Origin of the sequence: Brevundimonas sp. NPDC046655 (assembly GCF_044901625.1) — a bacterium.
Lineage (GTDB): Bacteria > Pseudomonadota > Alphaproteobacteria > Caulobacterales > Caulobacteraceae > Brevundimonas.
Genome location: NZ_JBJDPV010000005.1, coordinates 209,564 through 227,416, shown reverse-complemented (window position 1 = coordinate 227,416; position 17,853 = coordinate 209,564). Strand labels below are relative to the sequence as shown.

Below are 17,853 nucleotides of genomic sequence, written 5' to 3'. Positions count from 1 at the left end.
GATGACCCGCACCGTCACCGTCGCCGCGCTGCAGACCTCCTACGGCGAGGACATGCAGGCCAACATCGACAAGACCATCGGCCTGATCCGTCAGGCCGCGGCCAAGGGCGCGCAGGTCATCCTGCCGTCGGAGCTGTTCCAAGGGCCCTACTTCTGCGTGACGCAGGAGGAGCACTGGTTCACCTCGGCCTATCCGTGGCGCGAGCATCCGGCCGTGGTCCAGCTGCAGCCGGTGGCCAGGGAACTGGGCGTGGTCATCCCCGTCTCGATCTTCGAGAAGGAGGGCCCGCACTACTTCAACTCGATGGTCATGCTGGACGCCGACGGCGAGGCCCTGGGCGTCTATCGCAAGAGCCATATCCCGGACGGACCGGGCTATCAGGAGAAGTATTATTTCCGTCCCGGCGACACCGGCTTCAAGGTCTGGAGCACCCGCTTCGGCCGCATCGGCGTCGGTATCTGCTGGGACCAGTGGTACCCCGAGGCCGCCCGCGCCATGGCCCTGCAGGGCGCCGACATCCTGATGTATCCGACCGCCATTGGCTCGGAGCCGCATGACGCCACCCTGGACACCGCCGCCCCCTGGCAGCGCGCCATGCAGGGCCACGCGGTATCCAACGCCATGCCGGTCATCGCCTCGAACCGCATCGGTCACGAGACCCTGACCGAGGCCGGTCAGAGCTTCTACGGCCACTCCTTCATCGCCGACCATCGCGGCGATCTGGTCGAGAGCCTGACGGGCGAAGAGGGCGTGCTGGTCCACACCTTCGACTTGGACTTCATGGATCAGTACCGCGCCGCCTGGGGCTTCTTCCGCGATCGTCGCCCGGAGCTGTACGGCGCCCTGGCGACGGGCCGCCCGGCCTAACGACGAAGGTTGCGCGCCACGACGTTGTTCGTGGCGCGGTCGCCGTCATCGGCGCTGCTGCCCCAGGGATAGCCGCGATCCTCGCCGCAGTAGGACCGGCGGCCTTCGCGCGAGCCGACGACGACCAACTGCGGCCTCAGCCGAGCGGCGCCGGAAAAGACATTGTCCGTGATCTGATTGTCCGACGGCGTCTGGTGCCGGATCACGCCGCGCTCGCCGCAGTTGCGATACAGGAAGACGCCGGGACGCCCCTTCAGGTCGATGCGGTTGCCGGTGATACGGTTGCGCGCCGAGCCGTCGATGGCGATGACCTCGCGTCTTGTCTCTACGGCGATGGCGTTGTTCTCGATCCGGTTGTCGGCGCTCTCGGCGTCCAGATAGAGGGCGGTCGCATCGCTGCGGCCGCTCAGGGTCGAACGGGTCAGGCTGAGCCGCGTCACGCCCGGCCCGACATAGAGGGGTATGGAGCCGGTCCCCACGATGGTCACGCGGTCGAGTTCGATATGGCTGGGCGCCGCGCCCTGCGTCGTCGCGGTGTGCGCGGCGGTGCGCGACGAGGCGCGCAGGTCGTCATAACTCCCGTCCGCCCCCATGCCCCAGACCCGGACCGCGCCGTGGATGACGCAGTTGGTGACGCGGATGTCGGTGGGGCGGCTCCAGTGCTCGGCGGTGATGCGGCGCGACCAGACGGCGATGGTGGGCTGACGGGTCGTGACGGCGAGGCCGGGGCGGCCGATCGCGCCGCCGTTGCAGTCCAGCCCGGCGCCGGAGGCCTCGGCGCCTTCGATCAGGATGGGACGGACGATGGTCTGACCGGGCGCCAGCACGGCGCGGCAGGTCAGACGCCAGGGCGTCGTCGCGGCGTCGGTCAGTTCCGCCAGTTCGGCCGCCGTGCAGGGACGGGCGGCGGGCAGGGCCCAGGGGTCTGGCGCGGCGCCCAGCAGCAGGAGCGCCAGAAGCGACGACATCAGGGCAGGGGCGCGGCCAGGGCCAGACGCTCGGCGGCGCAGCCTGGGCTGGTCAGCCCGGTGGCGCGCACGGCGGCCAGTTCGGCGCGGGCGGCGGCCAGATCGGCGTCGAAACCGGGCGTCGCGGCGGCGGCGTCGAACACGGCCTTGCCAAGGGTTTCGCCGGCGGCGACGTCGCTGGGGTAGTGCATGCCGCAGATCAAACGGCTGAGGCCCATTTCGTGGGCGATGCGGCGGGCTTCGGTCGCGCGTTCAGGGTCCAGGGCGGCGAAGGCCTCGCCATAGACGGTGGCGACCGTCGAACTGCCCGAGGGATAGGAGGCGCCTCTGCGCCCCGCTTCGCTGACGCGTTGGCAGGGACGGCGCTCGGGATCGTCGCCGACCGGGCGGGCGCGGAAGCCGCGCGCCTTGACCCGTTCGGCGGCGGCGTCGGAATCGTCGAACAGCCGTTGCATCAGACGGTTCAGGTTCGGCGTCGCCGCCGATCCCAGCCGCGCTCCCAGGGCGCAGTCGAAATGCTGCAGGGCCAGCGGCGGGCGCAATTCGGCGTGCGCCGTGGCCAGCAGCCAGCGGTCGCTGTCCTCCAGCGTCTTGAACTGGTTGGAGCGCGCCTTGTCGGCCAGATCGGTCGGGGAGCCGGGCGCGGGCGGCGGCGGCACGGCGTCGGCCAGAGCCTGGATCAAAGGCCCGGTCAGATAGCCCTTAGCTTCTGGCGCGGCGGCTTGAACCGCTTGCGGGCGCAGGGCGGCGGGGGTGCCCGCGCAGGCCGAGAGCCCGGCGGCGGCGATGGTGATGATGAAGGCCCCCCGGCGGTTCATCAGGCCCCGGCGCTCCAGGTCAGTTGCACCGAGGTCAGGCCTCCTTCGCCTGGCGAGGCCACGACCTGCAGGGTGGCGCCGTTGGTGGTGCGGGCGGCGGCGCCATAGGCGCGGGCCTCGCCCTGGTTCATGGCCATGACGGGGGCCAGGCCGGCGGCCTCGGCGCGCTGTTTGTAGAAGGCGACGACGGCGTCGGGGCCGGCGTCCGTGGTGAAGGTGATCAGGCCGCCGGGTCCGGTCGGGCCGTTGGCGACCGTGGCCGGGCCGTCGGTCTGAGCGCCGGGATAGAGGGCGGCGAAGGCCGGGGCGCCGTCGATCGAAGCCGGCGCCGGTTCGACATCGGCGGCAGGGGCTGAAGCGGCGACCGGCGCGATCTCGGCGGGCGCGTCTGCGGGCGGGGGCAGGCTGGTCTCGGGCGCAGCCTGACTGCGCTCATCGCATCCGACGAGACCGACCGAAAGGGCCACGGCGACGGCTGCCACGCTACGCTTCATCCCGCCTACGTCCTTGAGACTGTTCAACTTGATGATCACCGTGGCCCATCCGTGCGGCGGCAGCAAGACGGTTCAACCGGTTGGAGCATCAACATCGTCGCCGGGCTGGCCGGTGGATTTGCGGGCCTCGGCCGGGCCGCCCGCCGGACCACCCGCCAGTTTGTCGCCTTCGGCCTTGAGGCGGCGACCTTCGGCGGCCAGCGCCGCATTGATTGTGTCCTGGTCCGGATCGATTTCCGAACCGCTGGCCGAGCCGCCGCGCAGCGATCCGGCGCGGGTGTCCGACCCCATGTCAGTGCCTTCCAGCGCCTTCTTGAGCGCATCCCGGGTGTGACCCAGGTCGGGCTTCTCGCCCATGGCGGCGGCTTCTAGAGCTTCGGGCGTGTCGAGTTTGGGGTCGGCCATCATCGTCTCCTTGCTGAGGAGGAAAAGCGAAGCCGTGGGGGGAGGGTTCCAACAAAGAAAAGGCCGGCGGACTTCTCCGCCGGCCTTTCTTGTTTGCGCCTAACGCGCTTCGCGCTGCTTGAGGCGTCGAGTCGAGAGGGCCGAGCCTTCAGATCGCGGCCTAACAGGGATGGCCGAACAGCTTGTTCCAGCGCCGCTTCTCGCGGCTCTTCCAGGCGCCGCGATGCCAGGCGTCCGACCCGATCAGCGGCACCACGGTCGTGGCCTCGGCGAAGACCATCTGTTCGTGCGTCGTCTGAACCTTGCCCCAGGAGGCGGCCTCCTTCAGCGTCGAGGACGAGCAGGCGCCGTCGCGCACGTCGGCCACGGTGATCTGGACCGCATAGCGGTGCATCTCGGCTTCCACGCCCAGGATCTCGGCGCAGACGACGGTGTCCTGGGCGAAGTTCTTGGGCACGCCGCCGCCGACCATGAACAGGCCGGTCACGCCCGCCGCGATCTTGATGTCGGTCAGTTCGCGGAAGTCGGCGATGGCGTCCAGCATCAGATAGGGCTTGCCCGCCGCCGCGCGCTCCTTCTGGTGCTTGACCAGACCGAAGCCGGCGGAGCTGTCGACGAAGGCCGGGCAGAAGATCGGCACGCCTTCTTCATAGGCGGTCTGGATCAGCGAACCGGGCTTTTTCGCATTACCCTCGGACAGCCACTTGCCCATCTCCCAGATGAACTCGCGGCTGGAATAGCCGCGCGGCTCCAGCCGGTTAGCGATCTCCAGGATGGTGTGGTCGCAGGCCTGGAGCTCTTCCTCGTCGATATAGGTGTCGTAGATCCGGTCGATGTAGTTGTCGCGCAGGACGTTGTCGTCCACCTCGCCGGCGGCCTGATAGTGCTTGAAGCCCAGGGCCTCGAAGAAATCCATGTCGACGATCGAGGCGCCGGTGGCGACCACGGCGTCGACCATGCCGAACTTCACCATGTCGCGGTAGACGTGCATGCAGCCGCCGGCCGAGGTCGAGCCGGCCAGGATCAGCCAGGGCGAGCAGGCCTTGTCTTCCAGCGCCATGTTGAAGATGTCGGCGGCGCGGGCGGTGTCGCGCGAGCTGAAGGACATCTTGCGCATGCTGTCGATGATCGGGCGCGCGTCGAAGGATGTGATGTCGACGTGCTCGACGGTGTTCTGCAGCAGCGCAGCCTTCTGGTTCGACTGAACGGGAGCGTTCATTTCGGCGGTTTCCCTGAGATATGAGCGCCCGTCGTCAAGCAGACGCAACGGCCCGGACGGAGCGACGGGCCGTTGCGGATCTCATGCCAACGTCCGAAGACGGTTTTGGGTCAGGCGATCAGCGCTTGCGCTTGCGGGCGCCGGCCTTGCCCTTCGGACGCGACAGGCGGACGACCTTGCGGGCGGCTTCCTCGGCCGAGGTGCGGACCGTGGGGATCGAGCGCGGAGCCAGGCCGTAGAGCGAAGCCATCGGGGCGTCCTCGACCGCGGCGATCTCGTGCTCGCCATAGCCGTTGAAACCCGTCGTCATGGCCACGCCATAGGCGCCGAGCATGCCGATCTCGATGAAGTCGCCTTCCTGCACATCGGCCGGCAGCCAGAACGGGCCCGGCATGTGGTCGATGCTGTCGCAGGTCGGGCCGTAGAAGCGGAAGGGCTTCAACTCGCCCGAGCTTTCACCGTCCCGGACCAGCTTGGTCGGGAAGGGCCAGCGCGAGTGGGTGGCGTCGAACAGCGAGCCGTAGGAGCCGTCGTTCAGATAGAGGGCGTCGCCCTTGCGCAGGTCCACGCGGCACAGCACCGACGACGACTCGGCCACCAGGGCCCGGCCGGGCTCGCACCACAGCTCAGTCGTTTCCGACACCGGCATCTCGTTGAAACCGCGGTGGATAGCGTCGGCGTATTCGCTCAGGTCCGGCGGGACCATGCCCGGATAGACCGAGGGGAAGCCGCCGCCGACGTCGACGATGTCGACGAAGACGCCCGCCTTCTTGATGGCGCGGCCGACCTGCGACATGGCCGCTTCATAGGCCGACGGACGCATGCACTGCGAGCCGACGTGGAACGACACGCCCATCAGGCCGTCCTGAACCGCCTGGCGCACGGCCAGCAGCAGGCCGGGGGCCTGATCCGGCGAGACGCCGAACTTGCCCGACAGGGAATAGGCGGCGCCGTCGGCCGAGACGGCCATGCGCACGACCAGGTTCAGGTCGTCGGCGTTGTCGGTGGCCTCGATGATCTTCTGCAACTCGTCGTGGCTGTCGAGCACGAAGGTGCGCACGCCGTGGTCGGCGTAGGCCGCACGGATCGCGCCGCGGCTCTTGACCGGGTGCATGAAGGCCAGACGCGCGTTCGGGCTGACCGAGCGAACCAGCTCGATCTCAGCCAGGGAGGCGACGTCGAAAGCATTGACGCCCTGCTCGACGAGGGTCTCGATGACCCAGCGCGAAGGGTTCGCCTTCACCGCATAGAAGACGTCGGCTTTCAGATTATCCTGGAACCAGCGCGCCGCTACGGAAACCGAACGCGGCCGCACGAGGGCGACGGGACGTTCAGGGGACCGCTCACGGACCAGGTCCAGGGGAAGTTGGTACGTGCGCAATTCACGTAACCCCCTGCTAATTGTTAACCCAGACCGGCGTTAGCAGCGCTTAACGGTTAGACCACGGGGTCCGCCGGAACGCGCGATGTAGGGATGCGCGGCTGTCATGTAAAGCGGTAATTTCATGACCTGATCCACATCCGATCCACAGGGGAACCGGCGCTTCGGGGCCTCAGACTGGACGAAAACGACGCAGCCGTGCCATTAAGACTTGTCGAAACGCGCGTGGCGCGTCATGCGGCGCCCCCTGTTGCAACCGCCACCCACGGGTTCATGAGTTCTTCAACCGCCGCTGTCGCGTCCGTAAGGGATGTGTCAAAGACCTACGGAGCCCGAAAGGCGCTCGACGGCGTGTCCGTCGAAGTGGCCGCCGGCGAGATGGTCGCCCTGATCGGTCCGTCCGGATCGGGCAAGTCCACCCTGCTGCGCTCCATCACCGGCCTGCATCCCATCGATCCCGGCAAGGGGACGATCCAGGTGTTCGGCGAGACTGTTCAGCAGAACGGCCGCATCACCGGCGCCGTGCGCAAGGCGCGCGGACGTCTGGGCATGATTTTCCAGCAGTTCAACCTGGTGGGGCGCCTGTCGCTCTTTTCCAACGTCATGCTGGGCGCGCTCGGTCGTCTGCCGGGCTGGCGCGGGATCTTCGGCGTCTGGCCCAAGGCCGACAAGGATCGGGCCATGGCGGCCCTGCACCGCGTCGGCGTGTCCGACTACGCACCTCAGCGCGCCAACACCCTGTCGGGCGGGCAGCAGCAGCGCGGCGCCATCGCCCGCGCCATCGTTCAGGGCGCGCAGGCCATCCTGGCCGACGAACCCGTCGCCTCGCTGGACCCGGTTTCGGCCCGCAAGGTGATGGAGCTGCTGGTCGAGCTGAACAAGCGCGACGGCATGGGCGTCATCGTCACCCTGCACCAGGTCGACTACGCCATCCGCTATTGCGACCGGGTCATCGCCCTGCAGAAGGGCAAGGTGGTCTACGATGGCCCCTCGACCGGTCTCGATTCCAAGCGCCTGATTGAAATTTACGGTCCTGAGTACGAGGACGCGTTCTGGGAAGCCAAGGCATGACCCGCACCCCCATCACTCGCCGCCTCATGGGCGTCGCCGCCGTCGCCGCCCTGACCCTGGGCCTCGCCGCTTGCGGCAAGGGCGAAGAGAAGACCTCGGGCGCGGCCCCGAAGGAAATCACCTTCTCCATCCTGTCGGCCGAGGGCCAGGCCTCGTCGGGCCCGCTGTGGCAGCCCCTGCTTGAGGACATGTCCAAGGCCATTGGCGTGCCTGTGAAGCCCTATTTCGGCTCGAACTACACGGTTCTGGTCGAAGCCATGCGCGGCAACCACACCCAGGTGGGCTGGTTCTCGGCCAAGCCCGAGGTCGAGGCCATTGACCGCGCCAACGCCGAGGTCATCGCCCGCACGGTCAACCGTGAAGGCCTGGACAGCTATCAGTCGACCCTGATCGTCAAGAAGGGCTCGGGCATCACGCTGGACAAGGTTCTGGCCTGCGGCAAGCAGTACAACTTCGGCATAGGCGACGCCCAGTCGACCTCGGGCACCCTCGCGCCCATGACCTTCCTGTTCAACGCGCGCGACGTCGTGCCGTCGCAATGCTTCAAGACCGTCCGCTCGGCCAATCACCAGGCCAACGCCTTTGGCGTGGCCACCGGCGTGATCGACGTGGCGACCTCGAACAGCGTCAACACCATCTTCATTCGTCGCGAGAACCCGCAGCTGGCCGATCAGATCGAGGAGATCTGGGTCTCGCCGCCGGTCCCCGAAAGCGGCATCGTCGTGCGTGAAGACCTGGATCCGGCCCTGAAGGAAAAGATCCGCAGCTTCTTCCTGACCTACGGCCAGGGCGAAGGCCCGGAAGCCGAGCGCCAGCGCAAGGTTCTGGCCGGTCTGGAGTATTCGCGCTTCGCCGCCGCTGACGACAGCTACCTCAACCCGATCCGCGAGATGATCGCCGACCAGAAGCGCGGCGAAGCCGAGGCCAAGGGCGACAAGGCCGGCGCCGCCGCCGCCGCGGCCGAGCTTCAGCGTCTGCGCAGCCTGCGTGAGGTCCAGCCTTGACCTCTGCTCCGCTTACGCCGGCCGCTGTTCCCGCCGCGCCGCAAAAGTCCGCCGTCTCGTGGGCGATGGACATCCTGGTCTGGGGCGGCGTGATCGCCGTCCTGCTCTACAGCGTCGACGCCGTCGATCTGGGCAATATCTCGCGCCTGTTCTCGGGCAATGAGAGCACCCGCCTGTTCGTGCAGGACCTGCTGCGTCCGGACTTCTCCGACTGGAAGATGTTCGTCGCCAAGATGTGGGAGACGGTCCAGATCGCTCTGTGGGGCACCTTCCTGGCCGTCCTGTTCGGCATTCCCCTGGGTCTGGCCGCCGCCCGCAACATGGCACCGGCCTGGGTGGTGACGCCCGTGCGCTGGGTCATGAACCTGCTGCGTTCGGTCCCCGATCTGGTCATCGGCCTGCTGTTCGTCACGGCCGTGGGCCTCGGCCCCCTGGCCGGCGTTCTGGCCATCACCCTGAACACGGCCGGCGTTCTGGCCAAGCTGTTCTCGGAAGCGGTCGAGTCGATCGACAAGGGTCCGGTCGAGGGCGTCCGCGCCACCGGCGCGTCCAAGCTGCATGAGATCGTCTGGGGCGTGATCCCTCAGGTGGCGCCGCTGTGGACCTCGTTCGCCCTTTATCGCTTCGAATCCAACAGCCGTTCGGCCACCGTCCTGGGCCTGATCGGCGCCGGCGGCATCGGGCAGGTGCTGTTCGACAGCATGAACGCCTTTAACTTCCGCGCGGTGTCGGCCATCGTCATCATCGTGGTCGTGGCCGTGACCCTGATCGACACCCTGTCGCAGGTCATGCGCAAGCGCCTGCTGTAACGGGCCTCTGCGGGAGCGGCCGCAAGGTTTGCTCTGACTGTCACAAAGGTCTGGCCGGACCGTCACACTCTGCTGCTCTAAAGCGTCGCATACTGACGACTTGGAGAGGTCCGGCCATGATCCGTTCCCTGAAACTCACCGCCAAATTCGGCGCTTGCGCTGCCGCCCTGGTCGCGCTCGCCGCCTGCGGCAACAACGAGGGCGGCGCCGCCCCTGGCAGCCAGAAGGCCCGCGCGGGCATCTGGGCCGCCGGTTCCTCGACCGTCTTCCCCTTCGCCACCCGCGTGGCTGAGAACTTCGCCCGCACCTCGGGCAGCACGGCCGCGCCGCGCATCGAGTCGCTGGGCACCGGCGGCGGCATCCAGGCCTTCTGCGCCGGCGTCGGCCCCTCGACCCCGGACATCGCCAACGCCTCGCGTCCGATGAAGCAGAGCGAGTTCGACCGCTGCGTGGCCAACGGCGTCACCGACATCGTCGAGATCAAGATCGGCTTCGACGGCATCGTCATCGCCACGGCCCGCACCGGCAACAGCTTCAACTTCGAACTGAACGACCTCTACGAAGGTCTGGCCAAGGAAGTGCCGGGCCCGAACGGGACCTTCATCGCCAACCCGGCCAAGACCTGGAACGAGGTCAACAAGAGCCTGCCCAACCAGCGCATCCAGGTCTACGGCCCGCCGCCCACCTCGGGCACGCGCGACGCCTTCCTGGAGCTGGGCATGGCCCCGGGCGGCAAGCTGATCCCCGCCGTCGCCGCCTTCAAGGACGACAAGACCAAGTTCGAGACCCTGACCCACACCCTGCGTGAAGACGGCGCCTGGGTCGACTCGGGTGAGAACGACAACGCCATCGTCCAGACCCTGACCCGCACCCCGGGCTCGCTGGGCGTGTTCGGCTTCTCCTTCCTGGAGCAGAACATGGACACGGTGAAGGCCGAGACCATCGACGGCGTCGCCCCTTCCGCCGAGACCATCGCCGACGGAAGCTATCCTCTGGCCCGCAGCCTCTACATCTACGTCAAGAAGGCCCACGTGGGCGTGACGCCGGGCCTGGAGCAGTTCGTCCAGGAGTTCATGTCGGAAGGCTCCGCTGCCCGCGGCGGCTACCTGCAGGACCGCGGCCTGGTGCCGCTGCCCGCCGACCAACTGACGGCCGAACGCGCCAAGGCCGCCGCCATGACTTCGATGGCCCGCCCGAACTAAGGCGTTCGGTTCGCTGAAAAGCTAACGCCCCGGACGATGGTCGTCCGGGGCGTTTTGCTGTTTGAAGTCCGGTGAAGCGCAGGGACAGCGGAAGGATCTAGGCCGCCGCCTTGCGCCTTAGCCGGGCGATGCGACGCAGGCGGCGCCAGAAACGGCCGCGCGCGGGCTCGGGGTAGGGCTGCAGGTTCTCGACGAACTGTTCCGCCGAGGCGCGCCAGCTGAACTTCTCGGCGTAGGCGCGCACATCCTTGCGATCCAGCTCCAGGGCTTTCAGGCAGGCCGTCTTCAGGTCGTCGTCGATGAAGCCCGCGCCCGAACCCGGGATGATGTCGATGGGGCCGTGGGCCGGATAGGCCGCCACCGGGGTGCCGGCGCCCATGGCCTCCAGGATCACCAGGCCGAAGGTGTCGGTCCAGCTGGGGAAGACGAAGACGTCGGCGTCGGCGAAGCAGCGGGCCAACTCGTCGCCGAAGCGGGCGCCCAGGAACTTGGCGTCGGGGTACTTTTCTTCCAGCTCGGCGCGGGCCGGGCCGTCTCCGACCACGATCTTGGTGCCGGGCAGGTCCAGTTCGAGGAAGGTCTCGATGTTCTTTTCGACCGCCACGCGGCCGACGTTGAGGAAGAAGGGACGGGGCCAGTTCTCGCCGCCCATCTCCTTGTAGATGGGCTCCAGGTCGGGCCGGAACAGCTCGGTGTCGACTCCACGCGTCCAGGGCGAGACGTTACGGAAGCCATGCTCGACCAGTTCGTCGCGCAGGGTGGGCGTCGCCACCATTAGTCGGCCCGACGGCTTGTGGAACCACTTCATGTAGGCGTAGCCCACCTGGACCGGGATCGGGAACCGCGCCGAGACGTATTCCGGGAACTTGGTGTGATAGCTGGTCGTGAACGGCAGCTTCCACTCCACGCAGATGCGGCGCGTGGCGATGCCCAGCGGGCCTTCGGTGGCGATATGGACGGCCTCGGGCTCGAAGGCGCGCAGGCGTTCGCGAATCTCTTCTTCCGCGCCCAGGGCCAGCCGGATCTCGGGATAGGTGGGGCAGGGGATGGTCTTGAACTGGCTGGGTTCAATGACATCGACCTCATGGCCCATGGCGCGGCACTCGGCCACGGTGCGGGTCAGGGTGCGGACGACGCCGTTGACCTGGGGTTCCCAGGCGTCGGTGACCAGAACAATGCGCATGAAGTCGAGTGGGCCCGGGCCGTTTCGCTGAGCGGGAAGTTCTAGCCGCTTCGCATGACGAAGGCGAGACGCATGCTTGTGATGGCGTAGCTGTAGGCTATGAATCCGCGCACATCACGCGGAGAGCTCTACAGATTTGGGGCACGCCCTGAGCGCCGCAAATGCTCCCAGCGGCGTACTCGTTTGTGGACAGGCGGCCGTAAAAATTGCCCTGCCTATCTACCAGTGCTGGCGCGCTGCTACTGTAAGGATTGCATGCCGAATGTGAGGCGTACTCGCTGGCGTGTTGTCCATATCGGTTCCAGGTTCCGTACTTATTGGACCAACCGTGTGGGCTGTGTTCGTTCCAAACAGAATTTGATGCGTACTCGTTGCACGTTAAGCAGCCCAAGAATGTGTCTTGCGACTGCCCACCCATAATGAGGATTTCACGTGACTGAGCTCCGGCAATGGAGGAAGCGCCGGCGAGGGCAATCGCGATGTAGGCGTATCGAATCTTCATTGGTCCCATCCTCGCGTATCATCGATTTTTGATGATCGCCTAGCAAGCGGCAACCGACTAGAGCGGCAAGACCGTCGTCGACTTCACCTCTTCGAGAACAGCATAGGTCCGCGTCTCGCGCACGCCCGGCATCCGCACCAGGATGTCGCCGAGGAAGACGCGATAGGCGTCCATGTCGGCCACCCGCGCCTTGATCAGATAGTCGAACCCGCCCGCCACCATGTGACACTCCAGCACCTCCGGCTGGCGGCGCACGGCGTCGGCGAAGGCGTCGAAGACGTCGCCCGTTGTGCGGTCCAGCAGAACCTCGATGAAGATCAGCAGGGCGCGGTCGGCCGAGGCCGGGTCGATCAGGGCCGCGTAGCCGGTGATGACCTTGCGCTCCTTCAACCGCTTGACCCGCTCGAAGCAGGCGGCGGGCGACAGATTGCACCTTCGGGCCAGTTCCGCGTTGGAGATGCGGCCGTCGATCTGCAGAACGCGCAGCAAACGGCGGTCGGTATCGTCAAGAATTTGCATGGCGAATGAGTCTGATTGCCGAATGATCTCTGGTTCAGGTCGCCATCATACAGTGCACATTCGGCCAAGTCCGCCATATATGCCGCAAATCGAAGGGTTTGATCCCAGGGTGAGATGATGACGCCGACCGACCTGAAGCACTGGGACGATCTGGACCGGAACAAGTTCCGCGACGAACGCGCCGTGGTGGCCGAACTGCTGGCTGAGCCCGGCCTGACGCCGGCCGAGCGCGCCGACGTCTTCCGCGACGCCGTGGCCCTGGTCGATCAGGCTCGCGCCAGCCAGAAGAAGCAGGGCGTGGTCGAGAGCTTCCTGCAGGAGTTTTCGCTGGGCACCCGCGAAGGGCTGGCCCTGATGTGCCTGGCCGAGGCCCTGCTGCGCACGCCCGACGCCGACACTCGTGACCGTCTGATCGCCGAGAAGATCGGTTCGGCCGACTGGGCCTCGCACATGGGTCAGTCGGACAGCCTGTTCGTCAACGCCTCGACCTGGGGACTGATGTTGACCGGCAAGCTCGTCGACGTTGACGAAGAGGCGAAAACCGACCTGTCGGGCTTCCTCAAGCGCATCGCCGGGCGTCTGGGCGAGCCGGTCATCCGTCAGGCCGTGGCCACCGCCGTCAAGATCATGGGCGAGCAGTTCGTCGTTGGGCGCACCATCGAGGCCGCGCTGAAGCGCTCGGACCGTGAAGGCTGGCTGTGCAGCTTCGACATGCTGGGCGAGGGCGCCCGCACCGTCGCCGACGCCGAGCGCTATGAGAAGATCTACGCCGACGCCATCGAGGCCGTGGGCAAGACCGCCAAGGGCCAGGGCCCGGAAGCCGGTCACGGCGTTTCGGTCAAGCTGTCGGCCCTGTCGCCCCGCTATGAGGCGACCCAGGAAGACCGCGTGTGGGAGGAGCTCTATCCCCGCATCCTGCGTCTGGCCCTGATCGCCGCCAAATACGACATCAACTACACCATCGACGCCGAAGAGGCCGACCGTCTGGCCCTGTCGCTGAAGCTGCTGGAGCGGCTGGCCCGCGAGCCGGAACTGGGCGACTGGAAGGGTCTGGGCCTGGCCGTTCAGGCCTATCAGAAGCGCACGACCGAAACCGTGGCCAAGCTGGCGGACCTGGCCAGGTCTTCGGGGCGCCGTCTGATGGTGCGCCTGGTCAAGGGCGCCTACTGGGACACCGAGATCAAGCGCGCCCAGGTCATGGGCCGCACCGACTATCCGGTCTTCACCACCAAGCCGGCGACCGATCTCAACTATCTGGTCTGCGCCAAGGCCCTGATCGAGGCCTCGCCCTACATCTACGCCCAGTTCGCCACCCACAACGCCCATACCCTGGCCGCCGTGCGCCGCATGGCCCGCGACCGCAACGTGACCATCGAGCACCAGCGTCTGCACGGCATGGGCGAGGCCCTCTATGACGCCGCGCACGAGGCCTGGGCCGACGAGACGGTCATCGTGCGCGCCTACGCCCCCGTCGGCGGCCATGAAGAACTGCTGCCCTATCTGGTGCGCCGCCTGCTGGAAAACGGCGCCAACTCCTCCTTCGTCCACGCCCTGCTGGACGAGCGCGTTCCGGCGACCGCCGTCGCCGCCGACCCCATCACCGCCGTCGAGGCCCAGCCCGACCGCCACCCCAGGATTCCGGTTCCCATGAACATCTACGGCGATCGCCAGAACTCCCTCGGCCGCGACTATTCGCAGGCCGCCGACCGTGAGCGCCACGCCAAGGCCCTGGAGCGCGTCGACAGCGAGAAGCTGACGTCGGGCCCCATCATCGGCGGCAAACTCCGGGCAGGAGTGAACCCGCAGGACGTGACCAACCCGGCCGACCGTTCGCAGGTCCTGGGCCATGTGTCCGAAGCCTCGGTCGAGGACGTGGACGCCGCCGTCATCGCCGCCGCCAACGCCCAGGTCGCCTGGGACCGTATCGGCGGTTCGGGCCGCGCCCCCATCCTGCGCGCCATGGCCGACGGGCTGGAAGCCGACATGGACCGTCTGGTCGCCCTGCTGTCGCGCGAAGCGGGCAAGACCCTGAACGACGGCGTGGCCGAGGTGCGCGAAGCCGCCGACTTCTGCCGCTACTACGCCCTGCTGGCCGAGCGCGACTTCGGCGGTCGCCAGACGCTGAAGGGCCCGACGGGCGAGACCAATGAACTGGTCCTGCACGGCCGCGGCGTCTTCGCCGCCATCAGCCCGTGGAACTTCCCCCTGGCCATCTTCACCGGCCAGATCGCCGCGGCGCTTGCCGCCGGCAACGGCGTGGTCGCCAAGCCCGCCGAGCAGACCCCGCTGATCGCCGCCGAGGCCGTCCGCCTCTTCTTCAAGGCCGGTCTGAACCCCGATCTGCTGGCTCTGGTCCCCGGTCGCGGCGAGGTGGTCGGCGCGGCCCTGACCAGCCATCCGGGCATTGACGGCGTGGCCTTCACCGGCGGCACCGACACGGCCTCGGCTATCAACCGCGGCCTGGCCGCGCGCCCCGGCGCCATCATCCCCTTCATCGCCGAGACGGGCGGCCTGAACGCCATGTTCGTGGACACCACGGCGCTGAAGGAACAGGTCATCGACGACGTCATCCTGTCGGCCTTCGGCTCGGCCGGTCAGCGCTGCTCGGCCCTGCGCATCCTCTATGCGCCCAAGGAGGCCGCCGACGCCCTGATCGAGGGCCTCAAGGGCGCGCTGGCGACCCAGGTGATCGGCGACCCCACCGATCCCAGGACCGACATCGGCCCCGTCATCGACGCCGAGAGCCGCACCAATCTGGAAGCCCACGTCGCGCGCCTGTCGAAAGACGCGAAGATCGTCGCTCGCGCCGAACTGGCTCCCGGTTCGGACAAGGGCGACCTGTTCGCCCCGACCATCGCCGAAATCCCCACGCCCGACTTCCTCGAGCGCGAGGTCTTCGGCCCGATCCTGCACGTCTATCGCTATGACTCGAAGGACCTGAAGTCGGTCGCCGCCAAGCTGGCCGCGCGCGGCTATGGCCTGACGCTCGGCGTCCACAGCCGCATCGAGGCCTTCGCCGACGAGGTCGTGCGTCTGGTCCCGGCCGGCAACGTCTATGTGAACCGCTCGATCATCGGCGCCGTGGTCGGCGTGCAACCCTTTGGCGGCGAAGGCCTGTCGGGCACCGGCCCGAAAGCCGGCGGCCCCAACAGCCTGATCCGCTACGCGGCTGAGAAGGCCATCAGCGTCAACATCGCGGCCCAGGGCGGCGACCCCGCGCTGCTGAACCTCTGATTGTGAAGACGGCGAAGCGCGCGGTTCGTCGCGCTTCGCCGCAAATCGGTCTAAGGCGTGCGTTTAAGGAGCCTGGATGATCGACCTGTTTCGTAGCGATAATGTCGTGGTCCGCAGCGTGCCTGCGCAGGACGACAGCCGCTGGGTTGTCACCTTTGACCACTACGGCATTGGCCCCGGCTTTGACCGTCCAGGGTTCGGAGAGGACTTCCTCCGACAATCTGGCGTCTCGGCCATCCACGTTATGGGGCGCCGCGAGGACTGGTATCAGTACCCTGAGATGGCTGAGGCCATGGCCGCCGTGCGTCGGGCGACGGCGCACGGCGGCCGCGTGATGGCCTATGGGACCAGCATGGGGGCCTATGCGGCGCTGCGCTTCGCCGACGCCGCTGGCGCGAACGCCGCCCTGGCCATCTCGCCCCAGTATTCGATCGATCCGGCCAAGGTGCCGTTCGAGACGCGTTGGCTGCAAGACGGCCACCGTATCCAATGGCTGCCCGAGATCGACGGTAAGTTGGTCTGCGGGTGTCGGCCGGTGATCGTGTTCGATCCGGCGGGCGAGGACGGACCCCATGTCCGCCTTGTCGAGGCGGAGATCGATATCGTCCCCGTAGACCTTCGCTATAGCAAGCATCCCTCGACCACCTATCTGGTCGAGGCGGGCCTGCTTAAACCACTGGTGTTCGACGTGCTGTCGGGCGTGTTCGACGCCCCTGCCTTCAAGCGCGAGGCGGCGCAACGTCGGCGACACAGCGCGACCTATCTTTCCCGTCTCGCGGAGCTCCAGCCGTCGCATCGACGCAAGACCGGTATGGCTCTGGCGCGACGCGCCTGCGAAATTGCGCCCAATGATCCGATCGCTCTGGGCGTGCTGGGCGGATACTGCGCCGATATTGGCGACCATGATCAGGCGGTGGCCTTGCATGAGCGGGCCACGGAGGTCAGTCAGCGCGCACCCAACTGTCTTGTGTCGCATGGCAACGCCCTTGTGGCGGCCGGACGCCTTGATGAAGCGCTGGTCCTAGCTGACGAAGTGATCGAGCAACTTCCCGAGCAAGCGCACCTGAGAGCATGGCGAAGCCTGATTCTCTGGCGTCTCGGTTCAGTTGAATTGGCGGTAGATGCCATCAATCAGGCGATTGCTCTAGACCCGCATCAATCTGGGTATTTCAGCACTCTTGAGCGTTATCGTGAGGCGGTCGCGCGGACCGGGGGAGACGGAGCGTTGGGCCGTTTGCTTCGTTTCGTGCGCCGCAGCGCCCGAACAACGCGGGCTCATGCGCCGATCAGCTTGCTACGTAGCGCCCGCTAGAGGGTTCGAAGCAGTTGACGCGCTGCGACAAGGTCGCAGTTTTCCAGAGACAGCAACGTGTCGTTCGGCGTCTCGATCAGGCGGGAGTCGCCTCCGATACGCCAGAACTTGAAGCCCATGCCGTCCATCCAGGCGACGAAGTCGGGCACCGAGGTCCGGGATCCCATCTGGACCACGCTCCATTCCAGGCAGACGATGATGTCGGGGTTGGCGCGCAGGGCCGCTTCGGCGCCACGCAGGATGAAGGGCTCGGAGCCTTCGGCGTCGATGCGGATCAGGTCCACACGACCGACGTCCTGATCGTCGATGCGCACGGCCTCGACCTTCAGGGTTTCGCCGTCCTCATAGGGATTGTCCGACCAGTGCGTGACATAGCCCCCGCCCGAGTTCCGGCGAGACACCACAAAGTCGATATGACCGGGCTGATCCAGGGCGGCCTTGGAGATGATGCGGGTGCGGGGCGCATAGCCGTTCAGCAGAACGGATCGTTGCACCAGTCCCGCCAGTCGCGGATTGCCCTCGAAAGCGGTGATGAAGCCGTCTGGTCCAACCGCGTCTGCCATGATCGTCGTGTAATAGCCGATATTGGCTCCCACTTCGACGATGCGGAAGCCGGGGCGGATCAGCGAGAGCAGGGCCCGGTGAATGTGCTTTTCCCAGTGACCGTGGGCGATGATGTTGGCGCTGACGTGCTCGTCCAGAGGATCCACGTACAGCATGTGCCCGCAGTTCAGACGGACCATCGCCAGATCGGGGGCGAGATAGAAGTAGCGGTCCGTCTTGCTGGCGCAGGCGCACGCGGGCGCGGGCGCGCCGAGAAGACGGCGACGCGCGCGCGCAAGACGCTTTCGAAGAGACGTCATG

At 67.1% G+C, this 17,853-nt stretch carries 16 protein-coding genes; 7 read left to right on the top strand and 9 right to left on the bottom strand.

Annotation, left to right across the window (positions count from 1 at the left end):
- Position 1: 1 nt before the first annotated feature.
- The gene (gene aguB / locus ACI2KI_RS14640; protein WP_404621223.1) at positions 2–868 is read left to right on the top strand and encodes an N-carbamoylputrescine amidase; all 867 of its coding nucleotides are present in this window, start codon (positions 2–4) and stop codon (positions 866–868) included.
- Here the strand turns inward: aguB and ACI2KI_RS14635 are convergent.
- The 6 genes from ACI2KI_RS14635 to ACI2KI_RS14610 all read right to left on the bottom strand — a co-directional run bounded on the left by ACI2KI_RS14635 (position 865) and on the right by ACI2KI_RS14610 (position 6,153).
- A complete protein-coding gene (locus ACI2KI_RS14635; RefSeq protein ID WP_404621221.1) occupies positions 865–1,836 on the bottom strand; it encodes a right-handed parallel beta-helix repeat-containing protein in 972 nt (323 codons plus the stop codon). The genes aguB and ACI2KI_RS14635 overlap by 4 nt on opposite strands.
- A complete protein-coding gene (locus ACI2KI_RS14630; RefSeq protein ID WP_404621219.1) occupies positions 1,836–2,654 on the bottom strand; it encodes a phosphatase PAP2 family protein in 819 nt (272 codons plus the stop codon). Before ACI2KI_RS14630 ends, ACI2KI_RS14635 begins: the two co-directional genes overlap by 1 nt.
- Entirely contained in the window at positions 2,654–3,148 is a 495-nt protein-coding gene (locus tag ACI2KI_RS14625; protein ID WP_390182387.1) for a hypothetical protein, read from the bottom strand. Before ACI2KI_RS14625 ends, ACI2KI_RS14630 begins: the two co-directional genes overlap by 1 nt.
- Before the next feature lie 72 nt (positions 3,149–3,220).
- Positions 3,221–3,553, bottom strand: coding sequence for a ribonuclease (locus ACI2KI_RS14620; protein ID WP_404621217.1), 333 nt, complete (start codon positions 3,551–3,553; stop codon positions 3,221–3,223).
- 160 nt (positions 3,554–3,713) lie between these two features.
- The gene (locus ACI2KI_RS14615; protein ID WP_292082315.1) at positions 3,714–4,772 is read right to left on the bottom strand and encodes a 1,9-bis(guanidino)-5-aza-nonane synthase; all 1,059 of its coding nucleotides are present in this window, start codon (positions 4,770–4,772) and stop codon (positions 3,714–3,716) included.
- A gap of 118 nt (positions 4,773–4,890) precedes the next feature.
- Positions 4,891–6,153, bottom strand: a complete 1,263-nt coding sequence (locus tag ACI2KI_RS14610) for a type III PLP-dependent enzyme (protein ID WP_404621215.1) — start codon at positions 6,151–6,153, stop codon at positions 4,891–4,893.
- 273 nt (positions 6,154–6,426) lie between these two features.
- On the opposite strand from ACI2KI_RS14610, the gene phnC reads away from it, so the two are divergent.
- The 4 genes from phnC (at position 6,427) to ACI2KI_RS14590 (ending at position 10,239) form a co-directional block, all read left to right on the top strand.
- The gene (phnC, locus tag ACI2KI_RS14605) at positions 6,427–7,224 is read left to right on the top strand and encodes a phosphonate ABC transporter ATP-binding protein (RefSeq protein ID WP_292082311.1); all 798 of its coding nucleotides are present in this window, start codon (positions 6,427–6,429) and stop codon (positions 7,222–7,224) included.
- Positions 7,221–8,228 carry a phosphate/phosphite/phosphonate ABC transporter substrate-binding protein gene (gene phnD, locus ACI2KI_RS14600; protein ID WP_404621213.1) on the top strand — a complete coding sequence of 336 codons (1,008 nt, stop codon included), beginning with the start codon at positions 7,221–7,223 and terminating at the stop codon, positions 8,226–8,228. The genes phnC and phnD overlap by 4 nt, the downstream gene beginning before the upstream one ends.
- Positions 8,229–8,293: 65 nt before the next feature.
- Entirely contained in the window at positions 8,294–9,037 is a 744-nt protein-coding gene (gene phnE, locus ACI2KI_RS14595) for a phosphonate ABC transporter, permease protein PhnE (protein WP_404621312.1), read from the top strand.
- Between the two features lie 116 nt (positions 9,038–9,153).
- The gene (locus ACI2KI_RS14590; RefSeq protein ID WP_404621211.1) at positions 9,154–10,239 is read left to right on the top strand and encodes a substrate-binding domain-containing protein; all 1,086 of its coding nucleotides are present in this window, start codon (positions 9,154–9,156) and stop codon (positions 10,237–10,239) included.
- Positions 10,240–10,336: 97 nt separating this feature from the next.
- Here the strand turns inward: ACI2KI_RS14590 and ACI2KI_RS14585 are convergent, their stop codons facing one another.
- Positions 10,337–11,422, bottom strand: coding sequence for a glycosyltransferase family 4 protein (locus ACI2KI_RS14585; protein ID WP_390182394.1), 1,086 nt, complete (start codon positions 11,420–11,422; stop codon positions 10,337–10,339).
- A 559-nt stretch (positions 11,423–11,981) separates the two neighbouring features.
- Complete coding sequence (locus tag ACI2KI_RS14580; RefSeq protein ID WP_313472902.1) at positions 11,982–12,443, bottom strand: Lrp/AsnC ligand binding domain-containing protein; 462 nt, start codon at positions 12,441–12,443, stop codon at positions 11,982–11,984.
- 117 nt (positions 12,444–12,560) lie between these two features.
- Between ACI2KI_RS14580 and putA the strand changes: the two genes are divergently transcribed.
- Positions 12,561–15,677 carry a bifunctional proline dehydrogenase/L-glutamate gamma-semialdehyde dehydrogenase PutA gene (gene putA, locus ACI2KI_RS14575; protein WP_404621209.1) on the top strand — a complete coding sequence of 1,039 codons (3,117 nt, stop codon included), beginning with the start codon at positions 12,561–12,563 and terminating at the stop codon, positions 15,675–15,677.
- A gap of 76 nt (positions 15,678–15,753) precedes the next feature.
- Positions 15,754–16,989, top strand: coding sequence for a tetratricopeptide repeat protein (locus ACI2KI_RS14570; protein WP_404621207.1), 1,236 nt, complete (start codon positions 15,754–15,756; stop codon positions 16,987–16,989).
- Here the strand turns inward: ACI2KI_RS14570 and ACI2KI_RS14565 are convergent.
- Positions 16,986–17,852 carry an FkbM family methyltransferase gene (locus ACI2KI_RS14565; protein ID WP_404621205.1) on the bottom strand — a complete coding sequence of 289 codons (867 nt, stop codon included), beginning with the start codon at positions 17,850–17,852 and terminating at the stop codon, positions 16,986–16,988. The genes ACI2KI_RS14570 and ACI2KI_RS14565 overlap by 4 nt on opposite strands.
- Between the last annotated feature and the right edge of the window lies 1 nt (position 17,853).